27 protein-coding genes and 1 tRNA gene are annotated in these 24,914 nt (G+C 71.9%); 6 read left to right on the top strand and 22 right to left on the bottom strand.

The window, feature by feature from the left end; translation table 11 throughout:
* Positions 1-143: 143 nt before the first annotated feature.
* Positions 144-1,145, bottom strand: a complete 1,002-nt coding sequence (locus ABT299_RS47605) for a pirin family protein (RefSeq protein WP_500254854.1) — start codon at positions 1,143-1,145, stop codon at positions 144-146.
* Positions 1,146-1,237: 92 nt separating this feature from the next.
* Here ABT299_RS47605 and ABT299_RS47600 point away from each other — a divergent pair, with 92 nt between their 5' ends.
* Positions 1,238-1,696, top strand: a complete 459-nt coding sequence (locus ABT299_RS47600; protein WP_190851151.1) for a MarR family winged helix-turn-helix transcriptional regulator — start codon at positions 1,238-1,240, stop codon at positions 1,694-1,696.
* Positions 1,697-1,760: 64 nt separating this feature from the next.
* Here ABT299_RS47600 and ABT299_RS47595 read toward each other — a convergent pair whose 3' ends face one another.
* Positions 1,761-2,192 carry an MFS transporter gene (locus ABT299_RS47595; RefSeq protein WP_190851153.1) on the bottom strand — a complete coding sequence of 144 codons (432 nt, stop codon included), beginning with the start codon at positions 2,190-2,192 and terminating at the stop codon, positions 1,761-1,763.
* Between the two features lie 164 nt (positions 2,193-2,356).
* On the opposite strand from ABT299_RS47595, the gene ABT299_RS47590 reads away from it, so the two are divergent.
* Positions 2,357-3,115 carry a M15 family metallopeptidase gene (locus ABT299_RS47590; protein WP_500254853.1) on the top strand — a complete coding sequence of 253 codons (759 nt, stop codon included), beginning with the start codon at positions 2,357-2,359 and terminating at the stop codon, positions 3,113-3,115.
* A 60-nt stretch (positions 3,116-3,175) separates the two neighbouring features.
* Here the strand turns inward: ABT299_RS47590 and ABT299_RS47585 are convergent, their stop codons facing one another.
* From ABT299_RS47585 to ABT299_RS47570, 4 genes are all read right to left on the bottom strand, one after another.
* On the bottom strand, positions 3,176-3,340 hold the full coding sequence (locus tag ABT299_RS47585; protein ID WP_190851157.1) for a hypothetical protein: 165 nt from the start codon (positions 3,338-3,340) through the stop codon (positions 3,176-3,178).
* Positions 3,341-3,411: 71 nt separating this feature from the next.
* Positions 3,412-3,500 (bottom strand) — tRNA-Ser (locus tag ABT299_RS47580).
* Between the two features lie 39 nt (positions 3,501-3,539).
* Entirely contained in the window at positions 3,540-3,920 is a 381-nt protein-coding gene (locus tag ABT299_RS47575; RefSeq protein WP_190851159.1) for a cupin domain-containing protein, read from the bottom strand.
* Positions 3,921-3,984: 64 nt separating this feature from the next.
* Positions 3,985-6,201 carry a MinD/ParA family ATP-binding protein gene (locus ABT299_RS47570; protein ID WP_500254852.1) on the bottom strand — a complete coding sequence of 739 codons (2,217 nt, stop codon included), beginning with the start codon at positions 6,199-6,201 and terminating at the stop codon, positions 3,985-3,987.
* 202 nt (positions 6,202-6,403) lie between these two features.
* Here ABT299_RS47570 and ABT299_RS47565 point away from each other — a divergent pair, with 202 nt between their 5' ends.
* Positions 6,404-7,360 carry an NAD(P)H-quinone oxidoreductase gene (locus tag ABT299_RS47565; RefSeq protein WP_500254851.1) on the top strand — a complete coding sequence of 319 codons (957 nt, stop codon included), beginning with the start codon at positions 6,404-6,406 and terminating at the stop codon, positions 7,358-7,360.
* A gap of 13 nt (positions 7,361-7,373) precedes the next feature.
* Entirely contained in the window at positions 7,374-7,922 is a 549-nt protein-coding gene (locus tag ABT299_RS47560; protein ID WP_190851163.1) for a bacterial proteasome activator family protein, read from the top strand.
* A gap of 46 nt (positions 7,923-7,968) precedes the next feature.
* Here ABT299_RS47560 and ABT299_RS47555 read toward each other — a convergent pair whose 3' ends face one another.
* Positions 7,969-8,772, bottom strand: coding sequence for an HAD family hydrolase (locus ABT299_RS47555; protein ID WP_190851166.1), 804 nt, complete (start codon positions 8,770-8,772; stop codon positions 7,969-7,971).
* 174 nt (positions 8,773-8,946) lie between these two features.
* Here ABT299_RS47555 and ABT299_RS47550 point away from each other — a divergent pair, with 174 nt between their 5' ends.
* Positions 8,947-9,852: a tyrosine-protein phosphatase gene (locus ABT299_RS47550; RefSeq protein WP_500254850.1), complete on the top strand. Its 906-nt coding sequence runs from the start codon at positions 8,947-8,949 to the stop codon at positions 9,850-9,852.
* A gap of 47 nt (positions 9,853-9,899) precedes the next feature.
* Here ABT299_RS47550 and serS read toward each other — a convergent pair whose 3' ends face one another.
* The 7 genes from serS to ABT299_RS47515 all read right to left on the bottom strand — a co-directional run bounded on the left by serS (position 9,900) and on the right by ABT299_RS47515 (position 17,938).
* Positions 9,900-11,159, bottom strand: coding sequence for a serine--tRNA ligase (serS, locus tag ABT299_RS47545; RefSeq protein ID WP_500254849.1), 1,260 nt, complete (start codon positions 11,157-11,159; stop codon positions 9,900-9,902).
* Positions 11,160-11,262: 103 nt separating this feature from the next.
* Positions 11,263-12,078 (bottom strand): methyltransferase domain-containing protein, encoded by an 816-nt coding sequence (locus ABT299_RS47540; protein WP_206699740.1) that lies wholly within the window; start codon positions 12,076-12,078, stop codon positions 11,263-11,265.
* Between the two features lie 54 nt (positions 12,079-12,132).
* Entirely contained in the window at positions 12,133-12,828 is a 696-nt protein-coding gene (locus tag ABT299_RS47535) for a hypothetical protein (protein WP_500254848.1), read from the bottom strand.
* 31 nt (positions 12,829-12,859) lie between these two features.
* Positions 12,860-13,771: a hypothetical protein gene (locus ABT299_RS47530; protein WP_500254847.1), complete on the bottom strand. Its 912-nt coding sequence runs from the start codon at positions 13,769-13,771 to the stop codon at positions 12,860-12,862.
* An 8-nt stretch (positions 13,772-13,779) separates the two neighbouring features.
* The gene (locus ABT299_RS47525) at positions 13,780-15,405 is read right to left on the bottom strand and encodes a hypothetical protein (RefSeq protein ID WP_500254846.1); all 1,626 of its coding nucleotides are present in this window, start codon (positions 15,403-15,405) and stop codon (positions 13,780-13,782) included.
* Entirely contained in the window at positions 15,402-17,021 is a 1,620-nt protein-coding gene (locus ABT299_RS47520) for a hypothetical protein (RefSeq protein ID WP_500254845.1), read from the bottom strand. The genes ABT299_RS47525 and ABT299_RS47520 overlap by 4 nt, the downstream gene beginning before the upstream one ends.
* Positions 17,022-17,107: 86 nt before the next feature.
* Positions 17,108-17,938, bottom strand: coding sequence for an SDR family oxidoreductase (locus ABT299_RS47515; protein ID WP_500254844.1), 831 nt, complete (start codon positions 17,936-17,938; stop codon positions 17,108-17,110).
* 198 nt (positions 17,939-18,136) lie between these two features.
* Between ABT299_RS47515 and ABT299_RS47510 the strand changes: the two genes are divergently transcribed.
* Positions 18,137-19,066, top strand: a complete 930-nt coding sequence (locus ABT299_RS47510; protein WP_500254843.1) for an RNA polymerase sigma-70 factor — start codon at positions 18,137-18,139, stop codon at positions 19,064-19,066.
* Between the two features lie 15 nt (positions 19,067-19,081).
* Here the strand turns inward: ABT299_RS47510 and ABT299_RS47505 are convergent, their stop codons facing one another.
* From ABT299_RS47505 to ABT299_RS47470, 8 genes are all read right to left on the bottom strand, one after another.
* Positions 19,082-19,483: a hypothetical protein gene (locus tag ABT299_RS47505; RefSeq protein WP_500254842.1), complete on the bottom strand. Its 402-nt coding sequence runs from the start codon at positions 19,481-19,483 to the stop codon at positions 19,082-19,084.
* A gap of 13 nt (positions 19,484-19,496) precedes the next feature.
* Positions 19,497-20,015, bottom strand: a complete 519-nt coding sequence (locus ABT299_RS47500) for an EndoU domain-containing protein (protein ID WP_500254841.1) — start codon at positions 20,013-20,015, stop codon at positions 19,497-19,499.
* Between the two features lie 61 nt (positions 20,016-20,076).
* Positions 20,077-20,571, bottom strand: a complete 495-nt coding sequence (locus ABT299_RS47495; protein WP_500254840.1) for a WXG100-like domain-containing protein — start codon at positions 20,569-20,571, stop codon at positions 20,077-20,079.
* The gene (locus tag ABT299_RS47490; protein WP_190851190.1) at positions 20,571-20,894 is read right to left on the bottom strand and encodes a WXG100 family type VII secretion target; all 324 of its coding nucleotides are present in this window, start codon (positions 20,892-20,894) and stop codon (positions 20,571-20,573) included. Before ABT299_RS47490 ends, ABT299_RS47495 begins: the two co-directional genes overlap by 1 nt.
* Before the next feature lie 11 nt (positions 20,895-20,905).
* Positions 20,906-21,694, bottom strand: coding sequence for a hypothetical protein (locus ABT299_RS47485; RefSeq protein ID WP_500254839.1), 789 nt, complete (start codon positions 21,692-21,694; stop codon positions 20,906-20,908).
* Between the two features lie 176 nt (positions 21,695-21,870).
* Positions 21,871-22,809, bottom strand: a complete 939-nt coding sequence (gene pheA / locus ABT299_RS47480) for a prephenate dehydratase (protein ID WP_347256488.1) — start codon at positions 22,807-22,809, stop codon at positions 21,871-21,873.
* Positions 22,810-23,033: 224 nt separating this feature from the next.
* Complete coding sequence (locus ABT299_RS47475; protein WP_190851383.1) at positions 23,034-23,486, bottom strand: DUF4446 family protein; 453 nt, start codon at positions 23,484-23,486, stop codon at positions 23,034-23,036.
* Positions 23,486-24,877, bottom strand: a complete 1,392-nt coding sequence (locus ABT299_RS47470) for a glycosyltransferase 87 family protein (protein WP_500254838.1) — start codon at positions 24,875-24,877, stop codon at positions 23,486-23,488. Before ABT299_RS47470 ends, ABT299_RS47475 begins: the two co-directional genes overlap by 1 nt.
* Between the last annotated feature and the right edge of the window lie 37 nt (positions 24,878-24,914).

Genomic DNA, 24,914 nt, shown 5'->3' with positions numbered 1-24,914 from the left:
CCGCCCCTCCCCGCGCCGCCCGTACCACCCCCCGCCCGCCGCCCCCCCGCGCCCCCGCGGAGCCCGGTCGGCGGGGGCCGGGCCCGCCGCCCCCCCGCGAAGGTCGGGGCGACGGCGGCGCCCGGCCGCCGTCGCCGTGAAAATCAGGCCAGGTTCTCGTCGGCCGCAGAGAGGTGCGGGACGGGGACCGTGCCCATGCGGCCCGCCTGGAAGTCCTCGAACGCCTGCACGATCTCGTCGCGGGTGTTCATGACGAACGGTCCGTAGCGGGCGACCGGCTCCCGGATCGGGAGGCCGCCGAGGATCAGGATCTCCCAGCCGTTCGCGCTCGCGACGGGCTGGCTGTCGGCGGCGCGGACGACCAGGCCGTCCTGCGAGCCGTGGTGGTGCGAACCCGCGAAGACCGCGAGCTGCCCCTCGTCCAGGCCGACCTCCTCGACGCCGACCGTGCCGCGTCCGGACAGGACGTAGACCATCGCGTTGAAGTCGCGCGGCCACGGCAGGGTGAGCCGGGCGCCCGGCGCGACGGTGGCGTGCAGGTAGTTGATCGGCGTGTAGGTGACGCCGGGGCCGTCGTGCCCGGCGACGGAACCGGCGATCACCCGGACGAGCGAGGAGCCGTCGTCGGCCGCGAGCAGCGTGACGTCGCGGGCCTCGATGTCCTGGTAGCGGGGCTCCACCCACTTCTGCGCGCGCGGCAGGTTCACCCAGAGCTGGACGCCGTGGAACAGGCCGCCCTTGGTGACGAGCTCGGGCGGCGGCTGCTCGATGTGCTGGATGCCGGACGCGGCCGTCATCCACTGGGTGGCGCCGTCGGAGATGAGGCCGCCGCCGCCCGTGGTGTCCTGGTGCTGGAACGCGCCGTCGATGATGTAGGTGACGGTCTCGAAGCCGCGGTGCGGGTGCCACGGGGTGCCCTTCGCCTCACCGGGCGCGTACTCGACGGCGCCCATGTGGTCGAGGAGGAGGAACGGGTCGGCGAGGGACAGGTCGATGCCCGGGAACGGGCGGCGGACCTCGAAGCCCTCGCCCTCCAGGTGGCGCTTCGCGGTCACGATCTTCGCGACGCGGCGCCAGTCGGTGTCGGCGTCCGGCAGCAGCGGCAGCCGGGGCAGGGTCAGCGGGTCGGCCATCACGGCTGGCATGGGGTCCTCCTCCGTCGGGTGCCCGTCCGTGGCGGGCGTTGCCCCCTACAATCTAGTTGATGCTTCAACTATTCCCCCACTATACTGATCCCATGAGCGAACCACGCTGGCTCGATGCCTCCCAGCAACGCGATTGGCGGGCCTACGTGGACGGCAGCGTCCGGCTCACCGAGATCATGGACCGGGACCTGAAGACCAAGCACGGGCTCTCGGTGTCGGAGTACGAGATCCTCGTCCGGCTGTCCGAGGCGTCCGGGCACCGGCTGCGCATGGCGGAGCTCGCCGAGAACGCCAGCCAGTCCCGCAGCCGGCTGTCCCACACCTGCTCCCGACTGGAGTCGAAGGGCCTGGTCAAGCGGGACAACTGCGGCACCGACAAGCGCGGCGTCTACGCGCAGCTGACCGAGGAGGGCTTCGCCACGCTGGAACGCGCCGCCCGCGACCACGTCGAGGTCGTCCGCGAGTACCTCATCGACGTGATCGAACCCGAGGACCTGGAGGCCATCGGGCGCGCCTTCAGCGCCGTCCTCAAGCGGCTCGGCGCCACGTGACCCGCGATCGGCGCGCCGGCGTGCGGCGCGGAAGGCGCGTCCAGAGCGTTCGGAGCGTTCGGGTCTAGAGCGTGACCGTCACCCCGGTCAGGAACCCCACCGACACCAGGGTGAGGAACACCCACGCCAGCATCATCCCCGCGCCGAACGACCGCCACCGGCCGCCGACCTTCCACATCAGCAGCCCGCCCAGCCCGAACGCCAGCACCAGCAGCGTGACGAACTGCGGCAGCAGGCTCGGCCGGCGGCTCGTCATCAGCGGCGCGTACATCATCACGAAGTCGACGAACACGAACAGGCCGAACCCCGCGGCGATCGCGCCGACCTCCCGGCCGCTCAGCGACCGCGTGCGCTCGGCGAAGTCCAGCGCGCGCTCCGACCGCAGCCGCAGCCGCGGCCGCTCCGCGTCCGCGGCGGGCTCCTCCTGCACGCTCTGCGCGACGGCGAAGATCTCGTCCTCGAGGCTCGGGACGTCCCTCTCCTGCGGATCCGCCATTCCGGCTCCCTGAGGGCCGGCGGATGCCGGGCGACATGCCCGGCGAGGTGGACGACGTTCGCGGCCCGTTCGCCCCGGCCCCTTTCCGGCGGACGCGCCGTCAAACGCACCGTAGCGAATCCGAGGTCCAACGCGAAGGCCACGCGACGTGCGATCCTGCAAAGATGCCAGCTAGAGGGCCACTTCGCAGTGCGGCGTTCGCCGCCGTGTTCATCGCCGTGTCGGCCGCCGCGACCGGATGCGGCAACGGATCCGACAACGGGGGCAAGTCCGGGACGGCGACTCCCGCCACGCCGCCGACCGCGACCGGGACCGGGACCGGCTCGGCGGCGCCGTCCGCGAAACCGACGAACCAGAAGTTCGAGGCGCAGATCAAGAAGGTCACCGCCGCGGACCTGAAGTACTCCTGGCACCGGGGCTGCCCGGTCGCGCCGTCCGGGCTCCGGATGATCCAGATGACGTACTGGGGCATGGACCACAAGCCGCATGACAACGGGCAGCTCGTCGTCAACGCCAAGGCGGCCGACGACCTCGTCACGGTGTTCCGCAAGCTCTACAACATGCGCTACCCGATCGAGCGCATGGAGCCGGTCGACAAGTACAAGGGAAGCGACTTCGCCTCCATCGAGGCCGGCAACACCTCCGCGTTCAACTGCCGCAACGCCACCGGGTCCAGCTCGTTCTCCCAGCACGCCTTCGGCCTCGCGGTCGACCTCAACACGTGCCAGAACCCGTACGTCTACGCGGACGGGCACGTCGCCCACAAGAACTGTGCGAAGTACGCGAACCGGAAGAACCGCGATCCCGGGGTGATCCACGCCGGCGACCGGGTGGTGAAGGCGTTCGCGTCGATCGGCTGGGGCTGGGGCGGCGAATGGAGCGGCGCCCGCGACTACCAGCACTTCAGCAGCAACGGCCGCTGACCGGGGCCCGCGCACGGGGATGGACGCGCCGTCGCGTCCGCGCGGGCGGCCGCCCGGGGATCAGACCATCATGAGCGCGATCACGCCGACCACGACCACGACCGCCACGACGGCGAGGCCGACGATGAGGGGCATGTTCGGGCCGGACTTCTCCGCCGGCGCGCGGTTGGCGAAGTTCTGAAACTGGTGAGTGGTGCCTGCCGGATCATTCGGTGTCTGCGACATGCCGAAGAGAGTAACGGATGCCTTCCGCCCGATTCGGGCGGTTTCACGGGCCCGCGTCGCCCGATTCCGAGCGGAGAGTGTGGGATTCGAACCCACGAGGACTGTCCCCAGCCCTGGGCGCTTTCAAGGCGCCTGCACTAGTCCACTATGCGAACTCTCCTCGGCCACGCCCGGGTGGCCACGGCCAACGATAGCGGGCTCACCCGGCCGCCTCGACCGCATATCCCGGGATCGACGGCCACCGGACGGTCATGACGACGGACTCCTCCTCGGCCTCCCAGGAGTGGTCGACGCCGCGTCCCCACACCACGTAGTCGCCGGGCTCCGCGAGCACGACGTCGCGTCCGGGGAACTCCAGCCGGAACCGGCCGCTGATCAGGACGAGCAGCGCCGTGCGCTTCTCGCCGTCCGTCCAGCGCGCGCGCCGCTCGCCCTTGGGGTGGACGCCCCATTTGATCTCGACGTCCTCGCTGTGCCGCAGGTCGCCCGGCGGCTTGAAGTGGCCCAGCAGCCAGCCGCGGTCCCCCGCCGCGTCCGCCGCGGCCTTGCCCACGTAGACGCCCTGGTCGTCGCTCTCCACGGGAGGCGACTCTAGCGGCGGCGGCACGCGGGCGGGTCAGGCGGAGCGGGCGGGGACCGCCGGGTCAGGCGGAGGGTTCGGGGCGCGGGAAGGCGAAGCCGTCGCCGACGATCGCGGCGAGGGTGAGGTACGCCTCGCGCGTCGCCGGGGCGAGCTGCTCCAGGTCCACTTCGGCGCCCTCCTCCAGGTGGTCGTCGTAGGGGATGCGGACGACGGCGCGGCAGCGGCTCTCGAAGTGGGCCTGCAGCTTGTCCAGGTCGACCTGGCTGCGGGTGCGGTTGCGGACCATCGACAGCACCACGACGCCGTTGCGGACGAGGTGGCCGTGGTCGTGCGCCTCCAGCCAGTCGAGGGTCGCGCTCGCGGACCGGGCACCGTCCACCGACGGGGAGCTGACCAGGACGAGCTGGTCGGCGAGGCGCAGCACCCCGGACATCGCGGAGTGCAGCAGGCCCGTCCCGCAGTCGGTGATGCAGATGGAGTAGTACTGCTCCAGGACGGCGGCGACGGCCTCGTAGTCCTCCGCGCTGAACGCCTCGCTGACCGCGGGGTCGCGGTCGGACGCGAGCACCTCCAGGCGCGCGGCGTTCTGCGAGGTGAACGCGCGGACGTCGGCGTACCGCTGGATCTTGTCGCGGCTGTTGAGCAGGTCGCGGACGGTCGCGGCGGTCTCCAGCCGGACCTTGTCCGACAGCGTGCCGCGGTCGGGGTTGGCGTCCACCGCGATGACGGTGTCGCCGCGCATCGAGCCGAGCATCGAGCCGAGACCGGTCGTGGTGGTGGTCTTGCCGACGCCGCCCTTCAGCGACATCACCGCGACGCGGTGGTGGCCGCCCGTCACGGGGGTGCGGGCGCGGGCGATGAGGTCCTTGCGGCGCATCTCGCTCTGCGACTCGCCGGGGTGGACGCTGCCGCCGGTGGCCTTGTAGACGGCGCGCCGCCAGCCGGAGGACGGCGCGATGCGGCGCTCGCCGAGGAGGTTCTCGGAGCTGAGGCTGTCGGCGCTCGTCGGGTCGGCCTGCTGCGGCTGCCCCGGGTACTGGTGGCCCGGCGGGACCTGCTGGTACGCGCCGGGCTGCCCGGGCTGCGGCTGCCCCGGGTACGGCGGCTGCCCCGGCCGGCCCGGCTGCGGGTAGCCGTAGCCCTGGTGCGGCTGGGCCGGGTCGCCGCCCGGCGGCATCTGCGCGTACGGCCGTCCGGTGCTCGGGTCGATCGGGTAGGCCTGGCCGGTGTTCGGGTCGACCATGTACGGCTGGCCCGTGTTGGGGTCGACCGGATAGGGCTGCCCGGTGTTCGGGTCGACCGGGTACGGCTGGCCGCCCGGGTTCTGCGGGTAAGGGTGGCCGGTGTTCGGGTCGACCGCGTACGGCTGCGCGTTCGCGTTCGGGTCCTGCGCGAACGGCTGCCCGCCGGCGTTCGGGTCCGCCGGGAACGGCTGCGCGCTCGGATCCTGCGCGAACGGCTGAGCGCTGGGGTCCTGCGGGAACGGCTGTGCATTGGGGTCCTGCGGGAACGGCTGCGCGTTCGGTTCCTGGAGGAACGGCTGCCCGGCATTCGGGTCTTGCGGAAAGGGCTGCGCGTTGGGGTCTTGCGGGAACGGCTGCCCGGCATTCGGGTCTTGCGGGAACGGCTGCGCGTTCGGGTCCTGCGGGAAGGGCTGGGCGCCGCCCGCGTTCGGGTCCGGCGGGGGCGGGAACGGCTGGTCGGGCATGTAGGGCGGCAGCTGGTCGAGCGGCGGCGCGCTCTGGCCGTTGCCCGCGTCGTACGGCTGCGGCGGCCCGGTCTCCCAGGGCTGCCGGGGCTCGAACGGCTGGTAGCCGCCGTACGGCGGGGGCAGCATGCCGCCCTCGAAGGGCTGCGGCATGGGGCCGCCGTCGTAGGGCGGCAGGTTCTGCGCGGGCGGCGCGGTGGGCGGCGGCGGGCCGAACCCCTCGGGGCCGAAGTTGTCGGGGCCGTAGTTCTCGGGGCCGTAGGTCTCCGGGCCGAAGTTCTCCGGCGGCTGGAGCGGCGGCGCGGCCAGCCACGGGTTGGCGTTCGGGTCCTGCGCGGGCTGCTGCCCCGGCTCGCCGGCGGCACCCTCCGGCGGCGCCGCGGGCGCCGGCTGCTCGGGCTGCGGTTTCTGCTGCTCAGGGGGCACGGGAGGCGCCTGCGCCGCCGGTTGCTCGCCCTCGGTGGCGGCAGGCGGGGCGGCGTCGGACGGCCCCGTCGACTCGCCGCTCATCGCGTCGAGTGAGGCCAGCCGCTCCTCAAGGGAACGCCCGTCGTGCTCGTTCCTCGCCACCGATTTCTCCCCTCGGGCACACCTCAGATGATCATTACGGAGCAGGAGGGCAAAACGGCCCCCAGGCAGGATACCCGCGCGTCAATACCACGCATCACGCCGGTAGATCCACTTTGCCCGGGACGCCCGCGCGGAGGGGCGCCGGAGGCGGGGTCCGGACGCGCGGAACTGCGCCGACCCGTCGCCCGGTAGCGTGACCGTTATGCATGCGATCGTGATTCGCGAGCCGGGGGACGCCGACGTCCTGGAATGGACGCGGGTGCCCGATCCGGAGCCGGGGCCCGGCGAGGTGCTGGTGGAGGTGGCGGCGAGCGCGGTGAACCGCGCGGACGTCATGCAGCGGATGGGCTTCTACAACCCGCCCGAGGGCGCCTCGCCGTATCCGGGGCTGGAGGTGTCGGGACGGGTCGCCGCGCTGAGCGACGGCGTGACGGGCCTCGCGCCGGGCGACGAGGTGTGCGCGCTGCTGTCCGGCGGCGGCTACGCCGAGCTGGTCGCGGTGCCCGCGTCGCAGGTGCTCCCGGTACCGTCCGGTGTGGACCTCGTGGACGCGGCCGGGCTGCCGGAAGTGGCGTGCACGGTGTGGTCGAACGTGTTCATGCTCGCCGGGTTGAGCGCCGGGGAGACGTTCCTGGTGCACGGCGGCGGCAGCGGCATCGGGACGTTCGCGATCCAGCTGGCGAAGGCGCGCGGCGCGAAGGTGGCCTGCACCGTGGGCAGCGCGGAGAAGGCGGACCGCTGCCGCGAGCTGGGCGCCGACGTCGTCGTCAACTACCGCGAGGACGACTTCGTCGAGAGCGGCCCGTACGACGTGATCCTGGACGTGATCGGCGCGAAGTACCTGGCGCGCAACGTCGAGGCCCTCGCGACCGGCGGACGGCTGATGATCATCGGGCTGCAGGGCGGCACGCGGGCGGAGCTGGACATCAACGCGCTGCTGCGGAAAAGGGCGCTCGTCCACGCAACGGCGCTGCGGTCCCGTCCGTTGGAGGAGAAGGCGGAGATCGTGGCGGCCGTCCGCGAGCACGTGTGGCCGCTGCTGGAGTCGGGGGAGGTCCGCCCGGTGGTCGACCGGCGCGTGCCGATCGCCGAGGCCGCCGCGGCGCACCGGCTGATGGAGGAGAGCGGCCACGTCGGCAAGATCCTGCTGACCGTGTGAGGATGAGGGAGATATGAGCGAGCCTTCGAAGAACCAGTCGGAACAGGAACCGCACGTGCTCGTGGTCGGGCCGAACGGCATCGCCATGGAGGGCGCGGGCGAGGGCGGCGAGCACGAGGGCAAGTCGATCACCGAGATGGTCGAGCAGCCCGCGAAGGTCATGCGGATCGGCGGGATGATCCGCCAGCTGCTGGACGAGGTCAAGGCCGCCCCGCTGGACGAGGCGAGCCGGGCCCGGCTGCGGGAGATCCACAAGTCGTCCATCAAGGAGCTCGAGGACGGCCTGGCCCCGGAGCTGGTCGAGGAGCTGGAGCGGCTGTCGCTGCCGTTCGCCGACGAGTCCGTGCCGAGCGAGGGCGAGCTGCGGATCGCGCAGGCGCAGCTGGTCGGCTGGCTGGAGGGGCTGTTCCACGGGATCCAGACGACGCTGTTCGCGCAGCAGATGGCGGCGCGCGCGCAGCTGGAGCAGATGCGCCGGGCACTGCCCGCGGGCATGATGCCGCAGGGCGTGGAGCAGCAGCAGGAGGAGCGGGGTCCTCGCTCGTCCGGCCCCTACCTGTAGGACGTCGGAACGACGGCCGCGCCCGGTGCGACGGGTGCGGCCGTCGTCACGGGAACAGGCGCTCCAGGATCTGCGCCACGCCGTCGTCGTCGTTGCGGGACGTCCTGTGCGTGACCGCGGCGAGGACGAGCGGGTGCGCGTTCGCGACCGCGTACGACGTGCCCGCCCAGGCGAGCATCGGCAGGTCGTTGGGCATGTCGCCGAACGCGGTGACGTCGGCGGGGCCGATGCCGTGCTCGGCGCACAGGGCGGCGAGGGCGCTGGCCTTGGTGACGCCGTGCGCGCTGATCTCCAGCAGCCCCCGCCCGGACGAGTGGGTGACCGTGACGAGGTCGCCGACGGCCTTCTCGGCCCGCGCGGCCAGCTCGTCGGGGTCGGCGTCGGGGTGGAAGGCGAGCAGCTTGGTGCCGGGGCTGGCGACCAGCTCGGCGCCGTCGACGGGCCGGCCGCCGAGCGCCTCGGCGTCCCAGCGCGACAGGTCGTAGCTGGTCTCGAACACGAAACCGGTCGGGTACTCGACGGCGAACCGGAAGCCGGGCGAGACGCCGCGCAGCCGCCCGATGGCCTCGGCGAGCACGTCCGGCGGGATCTGCCGGGCGTGCACCACGGTCTCGGAGTGCAGGTCGTAGACGAGGGCTCCGTTCGCGCAGATGGCGAGGCCGCGGTGCCGGACGGCGGCGGCGATCTCCGTCATCCAGCGCGGGGGCCGGCCGGTGACCATGACGAGCATCGCGCCCGCGCGCTCGACGCGCTCGAGGGCGGCGACGGTGCGGGCGGAGATGGTCCCGTCGGAGCGCACGATCGTGCCGTCGAGGTCGGTGGCGATCACGCGCGGCGCAGGTTCGGTCATGTCACCTTCCAGGTCGGCTCGGACACACCATAGGCGACGGGTCCGACGGGATATCCGCCCGGTCGCCCCCTTCCGCCCGGTCGCCCCCCTTCCGCCCCGTCCGCCGCGCGCCTAGGGTGTGGGTCCACCCGAATCTTCTTCACGTTCCCTCCCCCCGCGTGCGGAAGGCAGCAGATGACCCCCCGAACCCCCCGCCTGGTGTCGGCCGCGCTCGCGGGCGCCGTCGCGCTGGCCCCCTTCACCCTCCCGGCCCCCGCGTCCGCCGCCCCGGCCTCCGCGTCCGCCGCGCCCCCGGTCGCCGCTCGGACCGCCTCCACCGTCCGCGACATCGCGGTGGACGGCGCCGTCAACGTCCGCGACATCGGCGGCTACACGGCATGGGACGGCCGGCACGTCCGCTACGGCCTCGTCTACCGGTCCGCGTCGCTCAGCAAGGTCACCGCGACCGGCGTCGCGCAGCTCCAGCGGCTCGGGCTGACGGCCTCCGTCGACTTCCGCTCGCAGTTCGAAGTCGGCATGTCGGGCGCCGACCGGCTGCCCGCCGGGGTAGCGCCCGTCGCCGCGAACATCAACGCGTTCTCGCCGACGCTGCTGACGATGGTCCCCGACCTGCTCAAGGCGATCCTCGCGCAGGACAAGCCCGGCGAGTTCATGGCGCTGTCGTACCGCGGGTTCGTCCATGACGCCGACTCCCGCAAGCAGTTCGCCGCCGCGCTGACCCGCATCGCGTCCGGCGAGGGCCCCGTCCTCTACCACTGCACCGAGGGCAAGGACCGCACCGGCGTCATGACCGCGATCCTGCTCACCGTCCTCGGCGTCCCCAAGGCCCAGGTGTACGCCGACTACCTGCGCTCCAACCAGGAGCTCGCCGACCAGAACGCCGCCGAGCTCGCCGAGCTGAAGAAGATCGGCATCGACCCGGCCCTCGTCGAGCCGTTCCTGACCGTCCGCGCCGCCTACCTGGACACCGCGTTCGACCAGATCGCGCGGGACTACGGGACGTTCGACGCGTTCGTCGCCAAGGGCCTCGGCATCGACGCCGCCACGCGGGCCGCACTCCGGAAGCGGCTCCTGCGGTAACGGGAAGGGCCCGTCCGGCAGCGGACGGGCCCTCTCACTCCGGTCGTTCAGCGCTTGACGGGCTCCAGGACCTCCAGGCCCAGGAACTTCTGCAGCGCCTCCGGGACGCGCACCGAACCGTCCGCCTGCTGGTGGTTCTCCAGGATCGCTACCATCCAGCGCGTCGTCGCCAGCGTCCCGTTCAGCGTCGCGACGGGCTGGTTCTTCCCGTCGGCGTCCTTGTGCCGCACCGACAGGCGCCGCGCCTGGAAGTCGGTGCAGTTCGACGTCGACGTCACCTCGCGGTAGGTGTTCTGCGTCGGCACCCACGCCTCGCAGTCGTACTTGCGCGCCGCGCTCGCGCCGAGGTCGCCCGCCGCCACGTCGATCACCCGGTACGGGATCTCGACCTTCGCGAGCATCTCCTTCTCCCACTCCAGGAGCCGCAGGTGCTCGGCGTGCGCGTCCGCCGGGTCGCAGTAGGAGAACATCTCCACCTTGTCGAACTGGTGGACCCGGATGATGCCGCGCGTGTCCTTGCCGTACGAGCCGGCCTCGCGGCGGAAGCACGACGACCACGCCACGTACCGCCGCGGCAGCTCGTCGATGATCTCGTTCATGTGGTACGCGGCGAGCGGCACCTCCGACGTCCCGACCAGGTACAGCTCGTCCTGCGGGAGCTGGTACACCTCCGCCGCGTGCGCGCCGAGGAAGCCGGTGCCCTCCATCGCCTCCGGCTTCACCAGCACCGGCGGGTACATCGGCACGAACCCGCTCGCGACCGCCTGCTCCATCGCCAGGTTCAGCAGCGCGTACTGCAGCCGCGCGCCGACCCCGGTCAGGTAGTAGAACCGGGCGCCCGACACCTTCGCGCCGCGCTCCATGTCGATCGCGCCGAGGCTCTCGCCCAGCTCCAGGTGGTCCTTCGGCGCGAAGTCGAACGCGGCCGGCTCGCCGACGTGCTCCAGGACCACGAAGTCCTGCTCGCCGCCGGGCGGGGCGCCCTCCTCGATCAGGTTCGGGACGCCCTTCAGCGCGGCGTCCAGCTCCTCGCCGAGCCGGTCGGCCTCCGCCTCGCGGTCCTTGACCTGCTGCGCCAGCTCCTTCGCGCGGGCCAGCAGCGCCTGCCGCTCGTCGCCCTGCGCCCGGGACACCGACTTGCCGAAACTCTTCTGCTCGGCGCGCAGCTGCTCGAACGAGGTCAGCGCGGAGCGCCGCCTCCCGTCCAGGTCCAGCAGCCGGTCGACGACGGCGTCATCCTCACCGCGGGCGCGCTGCGAGGCGCGCAGCCGCTCGGGATCCTCTCGAAGAGCTCGCAGGTCAATCACAGACCCGAGGCTACCGGCCCCGGGCCCTCCGGCGCGCGCGAGTATCGCGGTCCGATCCGGTCGCCCTCCGACCGCGGCCCGACGCCCGCCCGCGGCGGTCCGGTCAGCGGCGCGCGCTCGCCAGCAGCGCGTGCGCGGGCAGCGCCACGGACCCGCCGTCGGCGCCGTCCGGCAGCGCGTAGCCCGCGACGATCCGGTCGTACTCCGCCTTGATCCGCGCGACCGTCGCCGCGTCCTGCCGGCTGATCGCGACGCCGTTGCTGCCGACCCTGGACAGCGCGCCCGTCTCCCACCACTCCTCGGGGTCGACGACGTGCTCCCAGGTCACCTCCTCGACCGCCACGTCCGCGAAGCCCGCCTCCGTCACCAGCCGCTGGAACGCCATCGCCTCGCCGTACTCGACGAACGGCGACGGCGGGATGTCGTCCGGCCACGGCACCCCGGCCGCGTCCATCGCCTCCCGGACGACCGCGAGCGCGCCGACGCCCGGCATCACCCAGCAGCTCAGCGCCAGCCGCCCCTCCGGCCGCAGCACCCGCCGCAGCTCGGCGAGCGCCGCGTCCGGCGCGCCGACGTGGTTGATGACGAAGTTGCCGACGGCCGCGTCGAACGTCCCGTCCGGGAACGGCACCTCCGGCAGCACCGCCACCTGGACGTCAAGCCCCGGCACGTTCCGCCGCGCCGTCTCCGCCATGCCCGGCTCGGCGTCCAGCGCCGACACCTCCGCGCCGCGCCGCACCGCCTCCGCCGCGACGAAGCCCGGGCCCGTGCCGACCTCGAGCACCCGGGTCCCCGCCGCGACGCCCGCCGCGTCGAGCAGCGGCCCGACCATGTACCGCGTCATCCGGGCGAATCCCCGCTCGTACGCCGGAGCCCGCCCGGCCCACAGCTCGCGCTCGTAAAGATCAAAGTCGACCACGGAGGCAGCGTACGCCAACCTACGCCCCCGTAACCGGCGGACTTGTCAGCGCCCTTACCGCACGTCCACGTAGTCGTCCCTGTAGGTCTTCACGTAGGCGGACGAACCGCCGTAGTAGGCGCGCCACGTACCGTCCTTGGACGCCTTGAACCCCTTCCGGAAGCGGCCCAGGCCGTCCGTCGTGGTGGCGCCCAGATAGGTCCACTTGGAAGACCCCTTGGGCAGGAAGTAGAACGACACCTTCTGCTTGCCGAACGTCGTCCACTTGGTGGTCTCCCGGTAGAGGGACCCCACGATCGTGACAGTGCGGCCCTTGACGACCGGCTCCGGGCTCGCGGTGAAGTCGAGGATCTTCGTCCGGTACCGGACGTCCACATAGTCGGCGGGGCCGGTGGACGCCAGCGAGGAGTAGCCCTCGTCGCGCACGACGGCCCGCCAGTACCCGTCGCGCGACGCGCGGGCCGGAACGGCGAAACGGCCGTCGATGCCGTCCATGGACCGCGCCGCGACGTCGCTCCACTTCTTCTTGTCGGTGGAGAACTGCAGATGCACCACGCCGCCCTGGGCCCCGTCCCACCGGCCGTCGGCCATCTTGCGGAGGACCCGGCCCGTCGCCGTCACCGTGTCGCCCCTGCCGACCGGCTCCGGACCGGCGTCGAACCCGCTGATGGACGTCCGGTAGTAGACCGGCATGACGTTCGTGCCGGCGGACGACATGTCGTAGCTCTGGTAGTCGTCCGGCAGGTTCACGTCATTGGCGAAGGAGGCGTCCCAGGCGCCGTCATCGGTGACCAGGACGGGGACGCTGTAGACACCGTTCGCGTCCGTCTTCGGCGAGGCGATCGTGTGCCAGTCGCCGCCGACCGCCTTGTCGAACTGCAGGTCGACCTGCTTGCCCGCCAGCGGCGCCCACGCCCCCGCGCGGTCCTGCCGCTCGAGCTTCCCGGGTGATCGTCACCGTGTCGCCCACGATGAGCCGGCCCTTGACCACCAGGCTGATGCGGGTCTTCAACTGCTGCCGGGAGACCCGCACGGCCGCGCTCCGCACCGGCCGGTGCAGGAAGTCGCCGTAGTACGACACGACGACATCACCCGAATGGGCGAAGACGGCGGTCCCCTGTGCGCGCCCATCGGCGCCGGTGACCGCGGTGACGCTCTGGCCGTTCGGCTGGTCCACGGAGAGCCGGGCGCCTTCGACCGGCGTCTGCGTACCGTCGGCGTTCCGGGCGAGCAGCCGGGCGCTGAAGGACACGTTCGGGTGGTCCACGTCCACCGTCGCGGGCGTGACCTCCACGTCGGCGAGCGCGGTTTCCAGCCCGTTGTCGATCACGGCCCGCCCGGGCAGGTTCCGCGTCATGGCGGCGTTCGTCAGCTCGACGTCCACCGTCCAGCGGCCCTGCGCCACCGTCACCGGCCGGCTCGTCCGCCAGACCCCGTCCGTGGCCGTGCCGCCGACCAGCTCGAAGTCGTCCACCGGAACGGTCTCGGGCCCGCCGCCCAGCGTCCGCAGGACGGCCCGCACCTTCGTGATGTCGCTACCGGAGGCCGCCGCGACCTCGATCTGCGTGGTCGCCCCCGGCGTCAGGATCTTGACGGACCGGATGTTCGGGTAGTCCGCCGCCTCGGCGGACGGAGCGACGGCGAGCGCCGCGACCGTCACCAGTCCCGTGAAAAGCGCCAGCAACCGGCGCATCCGAATTCTCATTGCACGTCCACGTAGTCGGTGGGCTTGTCGGAGGCGAGGTAGTTCGCGCTGCCGTTGTAGGAGGCCATCCAGGTGCCGTCCTGGGACGCCTTGAACGTCTTGCTGAACCAGCCGTTGGAGGCCGTCTTCACCACGGCCATCTGCGTCCACTTCGACGAGCCCTTGGCCTGGAAGTAGATCGACACCGGGGCGTTCGGTCCCGGCAGCTTCTTGTCCATGTACCGGAACAACTGCCCCTTGACCGTGATGCTCTTCCCCTTCTTCACCGGCTCAGGAGAAGCGTTGAACCCGGCAATGGACGTCGCGTAGCGGACATCGATGAAGGCCGGAGTGGTGACGAGCGGCTTGTACAGCGCGTCCCCCGGATACCGGACCCGCCAATAGCCGTCACGCTCCGTGCGCTCGTCGGAGGTGAAGAGGTCGAAACCGCCCGCCGCCGTCGTCCCCTTGCTGTACGTCGCACGCGTCCACGTCTTGCGGTCGGTGGAGAACTCCAGGAACACTGGAGCGTCGGCGATCGGACCCAAGTCGCCGACGAGCGTTCCGGTCACCTCCAACGAGCCGCGGTACGCGAGCGGCCGCGTCGCATAGGTGAGGCCCGAAATCCGCGCGGTCCTGGACAGGTCCACCGTCCCGAGATCGACGGACCCGCCGGTCAGGAAGAACGTCCCAGGCGTCTCGATCACCAACCGGCCCGAGCGGGTGACCGAGAACGAGGCGTCGAACGTCCCGTCGGCCCCCGTCGTCGGCCACCGATCACCGCTCACCGCCGGCGCGGCGGCCGCACCCGAAGCGTCCTGCTGGTAGTCGACCGTGAGCGAAAGGCCGCTGACGGGCACGAGTCCGGCGGAGCCGCGCCGCATGACCCTGCCGTGGACCGTGATATCGGCCCCATCGCGCGTAGGACGCACCGACACCAGTTGCGCCGTCGTCTCGGTCGCCTGCTTCACGACCGTCAGCGGGGTCGACTCCGTGGTACCGCACAAGGCCCCTTGCCGTGCGACCGCCACCGACATCGACGGATCCGTGGCGGTGAAGGCGAACCCCCCGTCCGCTCCGGCGCGGGCACTGCCGTTCCCCGCCTTCACCGTCGCCCCCTCAGCGGGTTCGAGCGGTTCGTCGCGGTACTTCTGCACCATGACGCGCCCTTGGTAGGTCACGTCCGGGTGCTCGATGTCGATGGTCTTCGGCGCGTACTCGACGTCGGTGACGGACGTCAGATAGCAGTCGACGAACGCGGCGGCCGGGCGCAACGTGGAGCCATCGGCGGACCGGACGGTCGCTTGGACGACGTTCGCGCCCGGATGGTGCTCCACGTCCGTCTGGAGCGTGGCCTGCCAGGTACCGTCCTTGTCCGTGCCGTCGACGAGCGTGAACGACAGCGCCGCATAGGGCGCGGCGTCGGCCGGATTCCGCACTGCGCCCTCGACGGCGACGATCCCGTCCGACGACTTCGCCTTGAGCGTGAAGGTCGCCACCCGGTCGTGCGACAGCCGGTCGAAGGCCGACGTCAGCTGGGCGTCATGGATCTCCGCGTGGGCGGCCGCCGGAGCGACGACACCCGCCGCCGTCAGGGCGGCGGCCGCGAGACACGCCTTGGCGGCCTTTCCGCGGCGACTCATCGGACGTCCACGTAGTCGCTGGGCTTGTTGGAGGCGATGTAGTTCGCGCTGCCGTTGTAGGAGGCCATCCACGTGCCGTCCTTGGACGCCTTGAAGTTCTTGCTGAACCAGCCGTTGGACGCCGTCTTCACGACCGCGACCTGAGACCACTTCGTCGAGCCCGACGGCTTGAAGTAGATCGACACCGGGGCGTTCGGACCGGGACCCGCCTTGTCCATGAAGCGGTACAGCAGGCCCTTGACCGTGATGGTCTTGCCCTTCTTCACCGGCTCAGGGGAGGCGTTGAAGTTGTAGATCTGCGTCCGGTACTTGATGTCGACGTAGACGGCGTCGCTGACGGCCGGGCCGGTGAGCGTGCTGCCCGCGTACCTGGCCCGCCAGTATCCGTCCTCCTTCGGAAGCTTGTTCGGCGAGAAGAAGAAGGTCCCCGGGTACTGCAGTTCTCGCTGGAACAGGCTCCACTTCTTGCCGTCCCGGGAGAACTCGAGATCCACCGGCAGGTTCGTGATCCCGTTGGAGTTCGGGAGCAGCGTCAGCCGTCCGGACGCCTCGATCGGGTCGCCGTAAGGCAGCGGATGCCGCCCCGCGGTGAAGTCCGTGATCCGCGTGGCGTTGCCGATGGTGAACGGACCCAGCTCCGCCTTGCCCTCGGTGAGGAAGCCGCTGCTGTCGGAGGTGTGCACCGTGAGCTTGCCGGACTTCCCGACGGTCCATCCCGCTTTGAAGGTGATCTGGAACGTCCCGTCCGGCCCGGTCGACACGGCACCGGGCGGGTCGAAGTACAGCAGGTCGCTCGGCACCTCCACCCACACCGGGACACCGGCGACGGGGACCGTGCCGGCGGCTCCGTGCCGCACGACCTTTCCCTTCACCACCACGTCCCCCTGGGCGGTCATCGGCGCGGACGGCGTCACCTGCGCGGTGATCTCCATGGCCTGCAGGTTCACCGTCGGGTTCGCGGATGCGCTCACGGCGCACAACTGGCCTTGCCGCTGGACGTAGCTCCCCGGCCGGGGCGTGCCGGTGAACCGCTGGACGTACCGGCCGTCCTGGTCCGTCGTCGCCTCCGGGTTCGTCGCCGGCCCGACGACCCGGACGCCCGCAACCGGCTCCGGCGCGGTGTCGCGGCTCTTCTGGACCATGACCCGGCCGCTCAGCGCCACATCCGAGTGATCGATGTCGATGACGGCGGGCGAGCTCGTGAAGTCGTCGATGGTCGTCCGGTAGCAGTCGTCGAACGAGGTCATCTTCCTGACCGTGGCTCCGTCCGCCGTGGTGACGAGCACCTCGACGTAATTGGGGCCCGGACGGCTCTGGACGTCGGGCCGCAGTTCGGCCCGCCAGACGCCGGCGTTGTCCGTCCCCTCGGCCCGCGTGAACTCGAGCGCGGCGTACGGTTCCGCGCCGGGGGACCAGTAGTGCACGTTCGCGCGGACACCGGTGACTCCGGTCGCCGAGGTCGCGGCGACCTCGAAGGTGGCCACGCGGGCCGGATCCAGGACGTCGAAGCCTGTGGTCACCTTCACTCCGATGGCGTCCGCGCGGGCGGCGGCCGGGACGAGGAGCGCCGACGCCGCGAGGGCGGTGGCGGCCAGGAAGGACGGCGTACGGCGCAAGGAAGGGCCTCTCCGCTGACGTTCAGGAAACGATCAGGAGACGCCCAAGATCCACAACCGGTTGGCGCGTCCGGAAAGCCCGATGATCACATTTCGGTATCCGAACCTTCCGCCGCCGACCGGTCACGAATCCGCAGCCCGGCTGGAGGCGTGCCGGGTCGGGACCGGGCTTCGAGCCACTCCTCGAAGGTGGGGCCGACGAGCCGGGCGTGCGGGCCCGGCAGCAGGCCGCCGGCGGCGGCGTACTCGGCGTCGGGCAGGCCGGGATCGACGACGCCGACGACCTTCACGCCCCGGCGGGCGCCGAGAAGTGCGGCCGCCTCGGAGACGATCTCCTCGCGGGGCCCGGCGACCTCGGGGATCGGCGTTCCGGGAGCGGGCCCATCGGGGTCGGTGGCCAGGTCGGCCAGCGCCTCGGCCACGGTGCGGGCCGCGACGAGCCGGCTGGGCCAGTTCGGGATGTAGGCGACGTCGCCTTGCTGCCAGTCCATGAGCTGTCCGACGAACTCGTGGAACTGCGCGGCACGCAGGATGCGGGCGGGGAGGAGCCCGGACAGGTGCAGCTCCTCGTGCACCTTCTTGGCGGCGCCGAAGCCCGCGGTGGTCTTGTCGATGCCGATGATGGACGCCACGGTGATGTGCGCGACCCCTGCCGCGTGGCCGGCCTCGTGCAGGTTGCGCGCCGACGTGCGGAAGAACTCGGTCGCCGCCTCCTCCTCGGAGGCGTGCCACGACGCGACGTCGATGATGGCGCCGGCCCCGGCGAGCGCCTCGGCCAGGCCCTTGCCGGTGATGACGTCCACACCGGTGGCCCGTGCCATCGGCACGACCTGGTGACCCCGTTCGGTGAGGACGTCGACGACGTGGCGTCCCAGTCGTCCGGTCGCTCCTGCCACGGCGAACTTGCTGCTGCTCATGGTTTCTGCCTTTCCTGGAAGGGGCGCCGCGAGCCCGTCAGGCGCGGCGTCCTGACGAACACGAGACGACGGCTCCCCGGCCCCCGTAACAGCACCGGTCATGTGACCTAGGTCATCGCCAAGGGCGTGTTACGCGACGGCGCTGACCGTCGTCTAGTGCATGGAACAGGGCTGGGAACCGACGGGCAGGAGCCGGGCATGAGCGAACGCACTGTGGACACCGCCGAGCCGCTCGCCGGCGCCGACCCGATGGAGTCCGCCACCGAGGCGTTCGTCGCACACCGCAGCCTGCTGTTCACGGTCGCCTACGAGATGCTCGGTTCAGCGACCGACGCCGAGGACGTCCTGCAGGAGACCTGGCTGCGCTGGGTGGGCGTCGATCGGGCCACCGTGCGGGAGGAGCGTGCCTACCTGGTGCGGATCGTCACCCGCCAGGCCCTGGACCGGCTGCGCGCGCTCAGGCGGCGCAAGGAGTCCTACGTCGGGCCTTGGCTGCCCGAGCCGCTGCTGACCGCGCCGGACGTCGCCGAGGACGCCGAACTCGCCGACAGCGTCTCCATGGCGATGCTGCTGGTGCTGGAGACGCTCCAGCCGACCGAACGGGCCGTGTTCGTGCTGCGCGAGGTCTTCGATCTGGACTACGACGAGATCGCCGAAGCCGTCGGCAAGAGCCCGGCCGCGGTCCGCCAGCTCGCCTACCGGGCGCGGTCGCACGTCGCCGCGCGCCGACCCCGTGGCACCGCCACCCCGGCCGAGACGCGAGCCGCCCTTCAGGCGTTCCAGCGGGCCGTCGAGACCGGCGAGCTCCAGAGCCTGCTCGACATCCTCGCGCCGGACGTCGTCGCCCTGAACGACGGCGGCGGCGTCAGGCACGCCCTCCCCCGGCCCATCGTGGGGGTCGGCGACGTCGCCCGCCTGCTGGCCGCCGGGTGGTGGAGGCGCGACGCGGAAAGGGTGCTCGAACCGGTCGAGGTCAACGGCGCCCCCGGGCTGCTCGTCCGGGTCGACGGGGAGATCGACGGCGTGGTGGCGGTACAGGTGGAGAACGGCCGCGTCGCCGGCCTCTACCACGTGCGCAACCCCGAGAAGCTGTCCCACGTGGAACGCGAGACCTCCATGACCCGCTGACCCTGGGCCGGGCGGTCAGAGGGCGGAGCGGAGGGGGTGGGGACGGGCGTGCCTCTCCTCCCATTTGGTGAGTTCGCGCTGCTTCCAGCCGCTGCTCGAATGGTCGGCGAGGAACGCCCAGTACCGCAGCATCACTTCGATCGCGTCGGCCGCCGCGTAGTGGCCTTCCCAGTCGTCGGACATGATGTCGAAGAGGTGCAGGCCGTCCGGCCTGACCTGCGCGGCCCACGAGTTGCCCGACCAGTCCTCCTCGCGGCTGCGGCCGGCCCGCACGTCGTCGACCCTGGCCAGCATGTCGAGCAGCCAGTCGCCGCCGGTCTGGACGTCCCCGACCAGGAACGCCCCGAGCGCGGTCTCGGACTCGTCGGTGAAACGGTAGTCCGGGGTGTTGTGCACGCTGTTGACGAAAGAGATCATCGGTTGAGTCGCCTTAGCTGTAGGGCATGACCGGCCAAGCCGAGTCCCAGGCGTTCTTCATGCCGTTCCGTTTGAACGACCCCTGGATGACGATGCCGTCCACGGTCCCCGACCATCGCTTCCCGTCGGAGCTCACCGTCTTGCTCGCGAACGCCTTCTCGATGGCCGAGTTCACCCGCTGCGGGGACCAGTTGTCGGGGAAGAACGTGCTCCCGTGCGGCTTGGTCATCCACTGCCCGTTGGGGCCCTTCATCTGGACGTCACCACGATAGACGCCCGTGTGGGGGTCGCGGTCCAGCACGGTGACGCGCCGGTCGAGGTCGTCGTGGCCCATGAACCGGTGGTGGTACCCGGTGGGCGTCAGCCCGTTCTTCGTCTTCCGGATCTCGCCCTTGAAGACGTGGTGCCGCCCCCCGTGGTTCTTGATGGCCTTGCGCATCCATCGCATCGCGGCCTCGAAGATCCCGGAGGCGGCCTTGCCCTTGCCGGACTTGAGGAGGAGGTGCAGCACCAGGAAGAGGACGGCCAACATGAGGCCGGCCGCGGATCGCCCGGTGGCCGCGCGCGCCGGGGTCAGGCGGCCGGAGAACGGGTCACCCATTGAGGATCGCGTCTATGGCGAGGTTGATGAGCTGGTCGATGAGGGCGCCGGTGATCTCCTTGAAGACAGGGATCTCGGCGAGGGAGGCGCCGAAGGTCTCGGGGGCGGTGGCGATGGCCTGGGCGATCTCGGCGGCCAGCAGGGCGAGCTGGACGATCGTGTTGATCTTCAGGCCGAGGACGATGCCGCCGCAGACCATCAGGCCCGCGCCGATGATCTGGGCGGCGGTGCGGGCGTCCTCGAGGTTGGCGTGCGGGGCGTCGGCCTGCGTCCAGGAGTCCCTGAACGCCTGGACGCCGTCGGCCTCGTGGGTCGTCCAGACCTGCTGGGCGTGGCCGTGGGCGTCGGCGACGGGGCCGCCGAGGGTGCCGGCGAACCGCAGCCAGGCGCCGCCCATCTCCATGAGCTTGGTCTCGTCCGCCTCGGGCCAGGAGTAGCCCAGCATCGACAGCAGCGAGCGCAGCTCGCCGGGGAGTTGCAGGCCCATCAGAGGAAGTCGTTGACGCGGTTGACCTCGATGGCGGAGGCGTCCTCGGACTCGCGGTAGCCGGCGGCCATCGCCTGCACGCCCTCGCCGTGCTCCGCGACTCCCTCGATGTTGTCGTCCAGGCAGTCCTGGAAGACCTCCAGGACCGCCTGGTAGCAGCCGCCGATGATCGAGCCGATGTCGTCGCTTCCCCAGGGCTCCCCATAGGAGGACAGTTCGCCCTGGAATTGCTGCCAGTGGGAGCGGAGGCCGTTGGCCGCGCCGCCGATGTCGCGGCCGCTCTTCAGCATCTGCTCGTGGTCGACCTTCAGTTCCGGAGCCATGCGGCCTCCCGTTACCTGGGCTGGATGTCGCTCATCAGGGACTGCAGGGACGTGACGTACCGGGCGAGCTCCCGGACTCCGGCGTCCTGGGCGGCGCGGACGTTCTCGGTGAACTCGGCGGACGGGGCGGCGGACCGGCGCGCTTCGGTCTCGGCGCGGGCGAGGGCGTCGTTGACCGCGGCGCGGGCGCCGTCGGCGATGTCGGCGGCGCTCAACCCGTGCTCCCAGACCAGCCGGACGACCTGGCCGGCGGACGACGCCTTCGCGTAGAGCCGATCGTCCACCGCCCAGGCTTCGCCCTCGGCCGCCCCGCCGGTGGTGCCAGCGGCGGCCAGGGCGGCGCGGGTCCGGGCGAACAGGCCGTCGAAGTCGGGCGGTTCGAAGCCGCCGCGCATCACGGCGCGCTCGTTGACCTGGGCGACGGCGTCGCCGATCGCGCTGGTCATCCGGCGCATGCCGTCCTGGCCCTGGGTGAGGACGGCGTCGAGCCCGGCGCGGATCGCGTTCAGGTCGACCGGCGGGACGTCCTGGGCGGCGGGCGGGGCGGGACGCGCCCGGTCGAGGGCCGCGTTGATCACGGTGGTGAGGTCCGCGGCGAGGTCGTCGGCGTCGAGCCGCAGCAGCCGGGGGTCGAGGTCGACGGCGGTCAGGCGGCGGCCGGCGGCGGTGACGCGGATGCGCTCGTCCTCGGAGGCCGCGGTCGCCGGCTCCGTGGCCGGCGCGCCGGGCTCCTGTGGCGCGGCCGGAGCCGTGCGCAGCTCGTCGAGTCGTCGTCGTGCGCGGCTGATCTGCTCGTCCATGCCGTCCCCGTGCCCCCGGAAACAAGATCAACGGGCGACGACCCTAGCAGTCAAAAGGGCATTAAGGAAAGGACGATGAAATATCGGCTGGTCAGTGAAATGGACCAGAGATCAGGAGAATTGAACGGCTTTCCCGATAGGGGAATTACGGACTTTCCAGAAAGGCGACGGTCGGGTCAAGCGCGGCCGGTTCGGATCGTGCTGAGCCAGGCGGCGGCCTCGGTGAAGTCGTCGTCGTGTGTGCCCCGGCGGATCTCCGGACGGACCTGGTCGGCGCGCGGGTAGGACCCGACGAAGCGGACGTCCGCGCAGATGCGGCGCAGCCCCATCAGCGCCTCGCCGACGCGGGCGTCGTCCACGTGGCCTTCGAGGTCCATCCAGAAGAGGTACGAGCCGAGGCCGGCGCCGGTCGGGCGGGACTGGATCAGCGACAGGTTGATGCCGCGCACGGAGAACTCGGTGAGGATCTCCAGCAGCGCGCCCGGGTGGTCCTCGCCGATGAACGCGACGACGCTGGTGCGGTCCATGCCGGTGGCGGCCGGCGGCGCGCAGGGGCGGCGCAGCTGGACGAACCGGGTGACGGCGTCGGCGACGTCGTGGATGTCCTCGGCGAGGACGGCGAGGCCGTAGCGGGCGGCGGCGAACGAGCCGGCGAGCGCGGCGTCGTAGTGGCCGTCGGCGACGTGCTGGGCGGCCTCGGCGTTGGACGTGGCGGCGCGCCACTCGGCGTCCGGGACGTTCTCGGCGAGCCAGCGGCGGCACTGCGGCTGCGCGATCGGGTGCGACGCGACGGTCTTGATGTCGGCGAGCGCGGTGCCGGGCCGCACCAGCAGCGCGAACGAGACCGGCAGGTGGACCTCGGCGACGATCTGGAGGGGCTCTCCGGTGGCCAGCTCGTCCAGCGTGGTGGGGACGGAGCCCTCGACGGAGTTCTCCAGCGCGACCACGGCGGAGTCGGCCTCGCCGCGGCGCAGCGCGTCCAGGACGGCGGGGACGGTGGCGAGCGGGAGCTGCTCGGCGGTGGCCGCGCCCGGCAGGGACATGAGCGCGGCCTCGGTGAACGTGCCCCGCGGACCCAGGTAGGCATAGCGTTCGGGCCTGGTTTCTGCGGTCACGAAGATCCCCCGAGGGCGCGGTTCTGCGGGGCACCTGCTTCTGCGGTGCCGAGAGAGACGAGTGTACTTGCCGCCGCGTAAAGTCCCGGCCGGGGCGGCGGGCACGGGCGGTGCCGCGCCGCCGGACCGGCCCGGGAGCGGGCTCGCGCGCCAAGAGGGCGCGGGAGCGGGTCCCGCAGCCGGTCAGGGCGCGGGCGGTAGAGGTGCGGGCGGTGGCGGCCCGGTCAGGCGCGGGCGGTGGAGGCGCGGTCGCCGAAGTCGGGCAGCGGGTCGTCCATCGACACGATGGGCCCCTTGCCCAGGCGGGCGGCGCGCAGCACCTGGTTCTCCTCGGGGGAGAGCATCTCGACCGGATGCCCTCCCTGGACGGCCTTGGCGTAGGTCCTGGTCTCGGTGCGCCCGTTGATCGAGCTGAGCACGACGCCGTCCCCGACGGCGTTGAGCACGGCGAGCGAGAAGGACCGGTGCCCCGACATCTCCTTGAGCGCGTCGTAATGCACGATGGCGAGGTCGCGCAGCGCGCGTTCGTCCACCTCGCCGGAGGCCACCTGGAGTTGGCGCCTCAGCATTTCCCCGCACTCTTCGACGACCTGGTTCACCCGATTGTGGGCCACCACCGCGATGGAGAGCCCGGCCACACCGGCGACCAGGCCGGCGACGGCCACCGCGACAAGCATCACGTGGCGAGCGTACCCACCTCGACCTGCCGTTGCGAAGGATCCTCGCGACTCGCCCGCCGGGTGACGCGGTTCGTGAGCCAGTTTCCCAGCAGGAGGATGGCGACGATCGCCGCGAGGCCGAACGAATCACGCTCCAGACTGCCCCAGAAACGGGCGATCGGAGGGTGTCCGGTGGTGGACAGGTGCGACCCCCACCACGGCAGCGGGAACAGAAAGAAGATCCAGAACGCCAGGCCGAACAGACATCTTCGCGTGTCTCGCCCGTCGCCCACCAGAGCCCCGATGACCGGGATGATCCACACAAGGTGGTGAATCCACCCGACGGGGGACAGAAGCACGGACAGCAGCCCCGTGATCGCGACCCCGGCGAGCAGCAGGCCGTACGCGCCCGGACCGGACGCCGGGTCGGCGGCGGCGAAGTGGTCGGTCCCGGCCGGCCCGGTGACGACCGGCCGGCCGCCGACCAGGGCGTCCGCCGCGTACGTCGCCCGGCGCGCCAGCTTGAAGCCCGCGTACGCCATGGCCAGCGCGAGGACGAGCCACACCGCCGTCCGGGCCGGGCCCTGGTCGAGGACCCGCGCGACGATCCCGTTGATCGCCTGGTTGGTCGTCCCGTCGACGGCGCCGGTGCGGTCGCCGCCCTGCAGCAGCGCGCCGAACCAGTAGGCGGCCGAGGCGTGCGGCAGCACCGCGAACCCGCCGAGCGTCGCCACCACCGCGGTGGCCAGCGCGTTCACGAACGCGTCCCGGCGCCCGGTGATCAGGAAGTAGAGCAGGAAGACGCCCGGCACCAGCTTGATCGCCAGCGCCAGCCCGACCAGCAGCCCGCGCGGCCAGCGCGGCGAGCGGGTGCAGCAGTCGGCCAGGCACATCGCCAGCAGGAACACCCCGACCTGGCCGAACCGGATCTGGTCGCGGACCGGGTCGAGCCAGGCCGCCCCGGCGACCAGCACCCCCATGGTCAGCGGCGCCCACCGCCCGGTGCGGCGGATCAGGTCGCGGAACGCGTACCAGACGGCCACCGCCAGCGCGGCGTAGATCAGCAACGTCCACGCCCACTGCGCGGCCCGCCACGACAGCAGCGTGAACGGGACGGCGAGGAGCGCCGCGAACGGCGGGTAGGTGAACGGCAGCAGCTGCGGCGGCTGGGTCAGGAAGTCGTACAGCGCCGCGCCGCGCAGCACCGCCAGCCCGCCCTCGCGGTAGACCTCCAGGTCGACGAGCCGCTGGTCGGGCTGGTTGTAGAGCCACTCGGAGACGATCGGTGTGACGGCGGCCACCACGACGGCGACGCCGGCCAGCGCGATCAGCGCGTCCAGCGGCGACCGCCGGGCCCGCCGGCGGGGGGGGCGCGCGGGCGCCGGCCGCGGGCCCCCGTCTGGAGGCAAACCCCAAAACAGGCGGGAAACGGCGCCCCCGGCCGGG

This window comes from Spirillospora sp. NPDC000708 (genome assembly GCF_040299565.1).
Lineage (GTDB): Bacteria > Actinomycetota > Actinomycetes > Streptosporangiales > Streptosporangiaceae > Spirillospora.
This window is presented reverse-complemented; position numbering and strand designations above follow the sequence as displayed.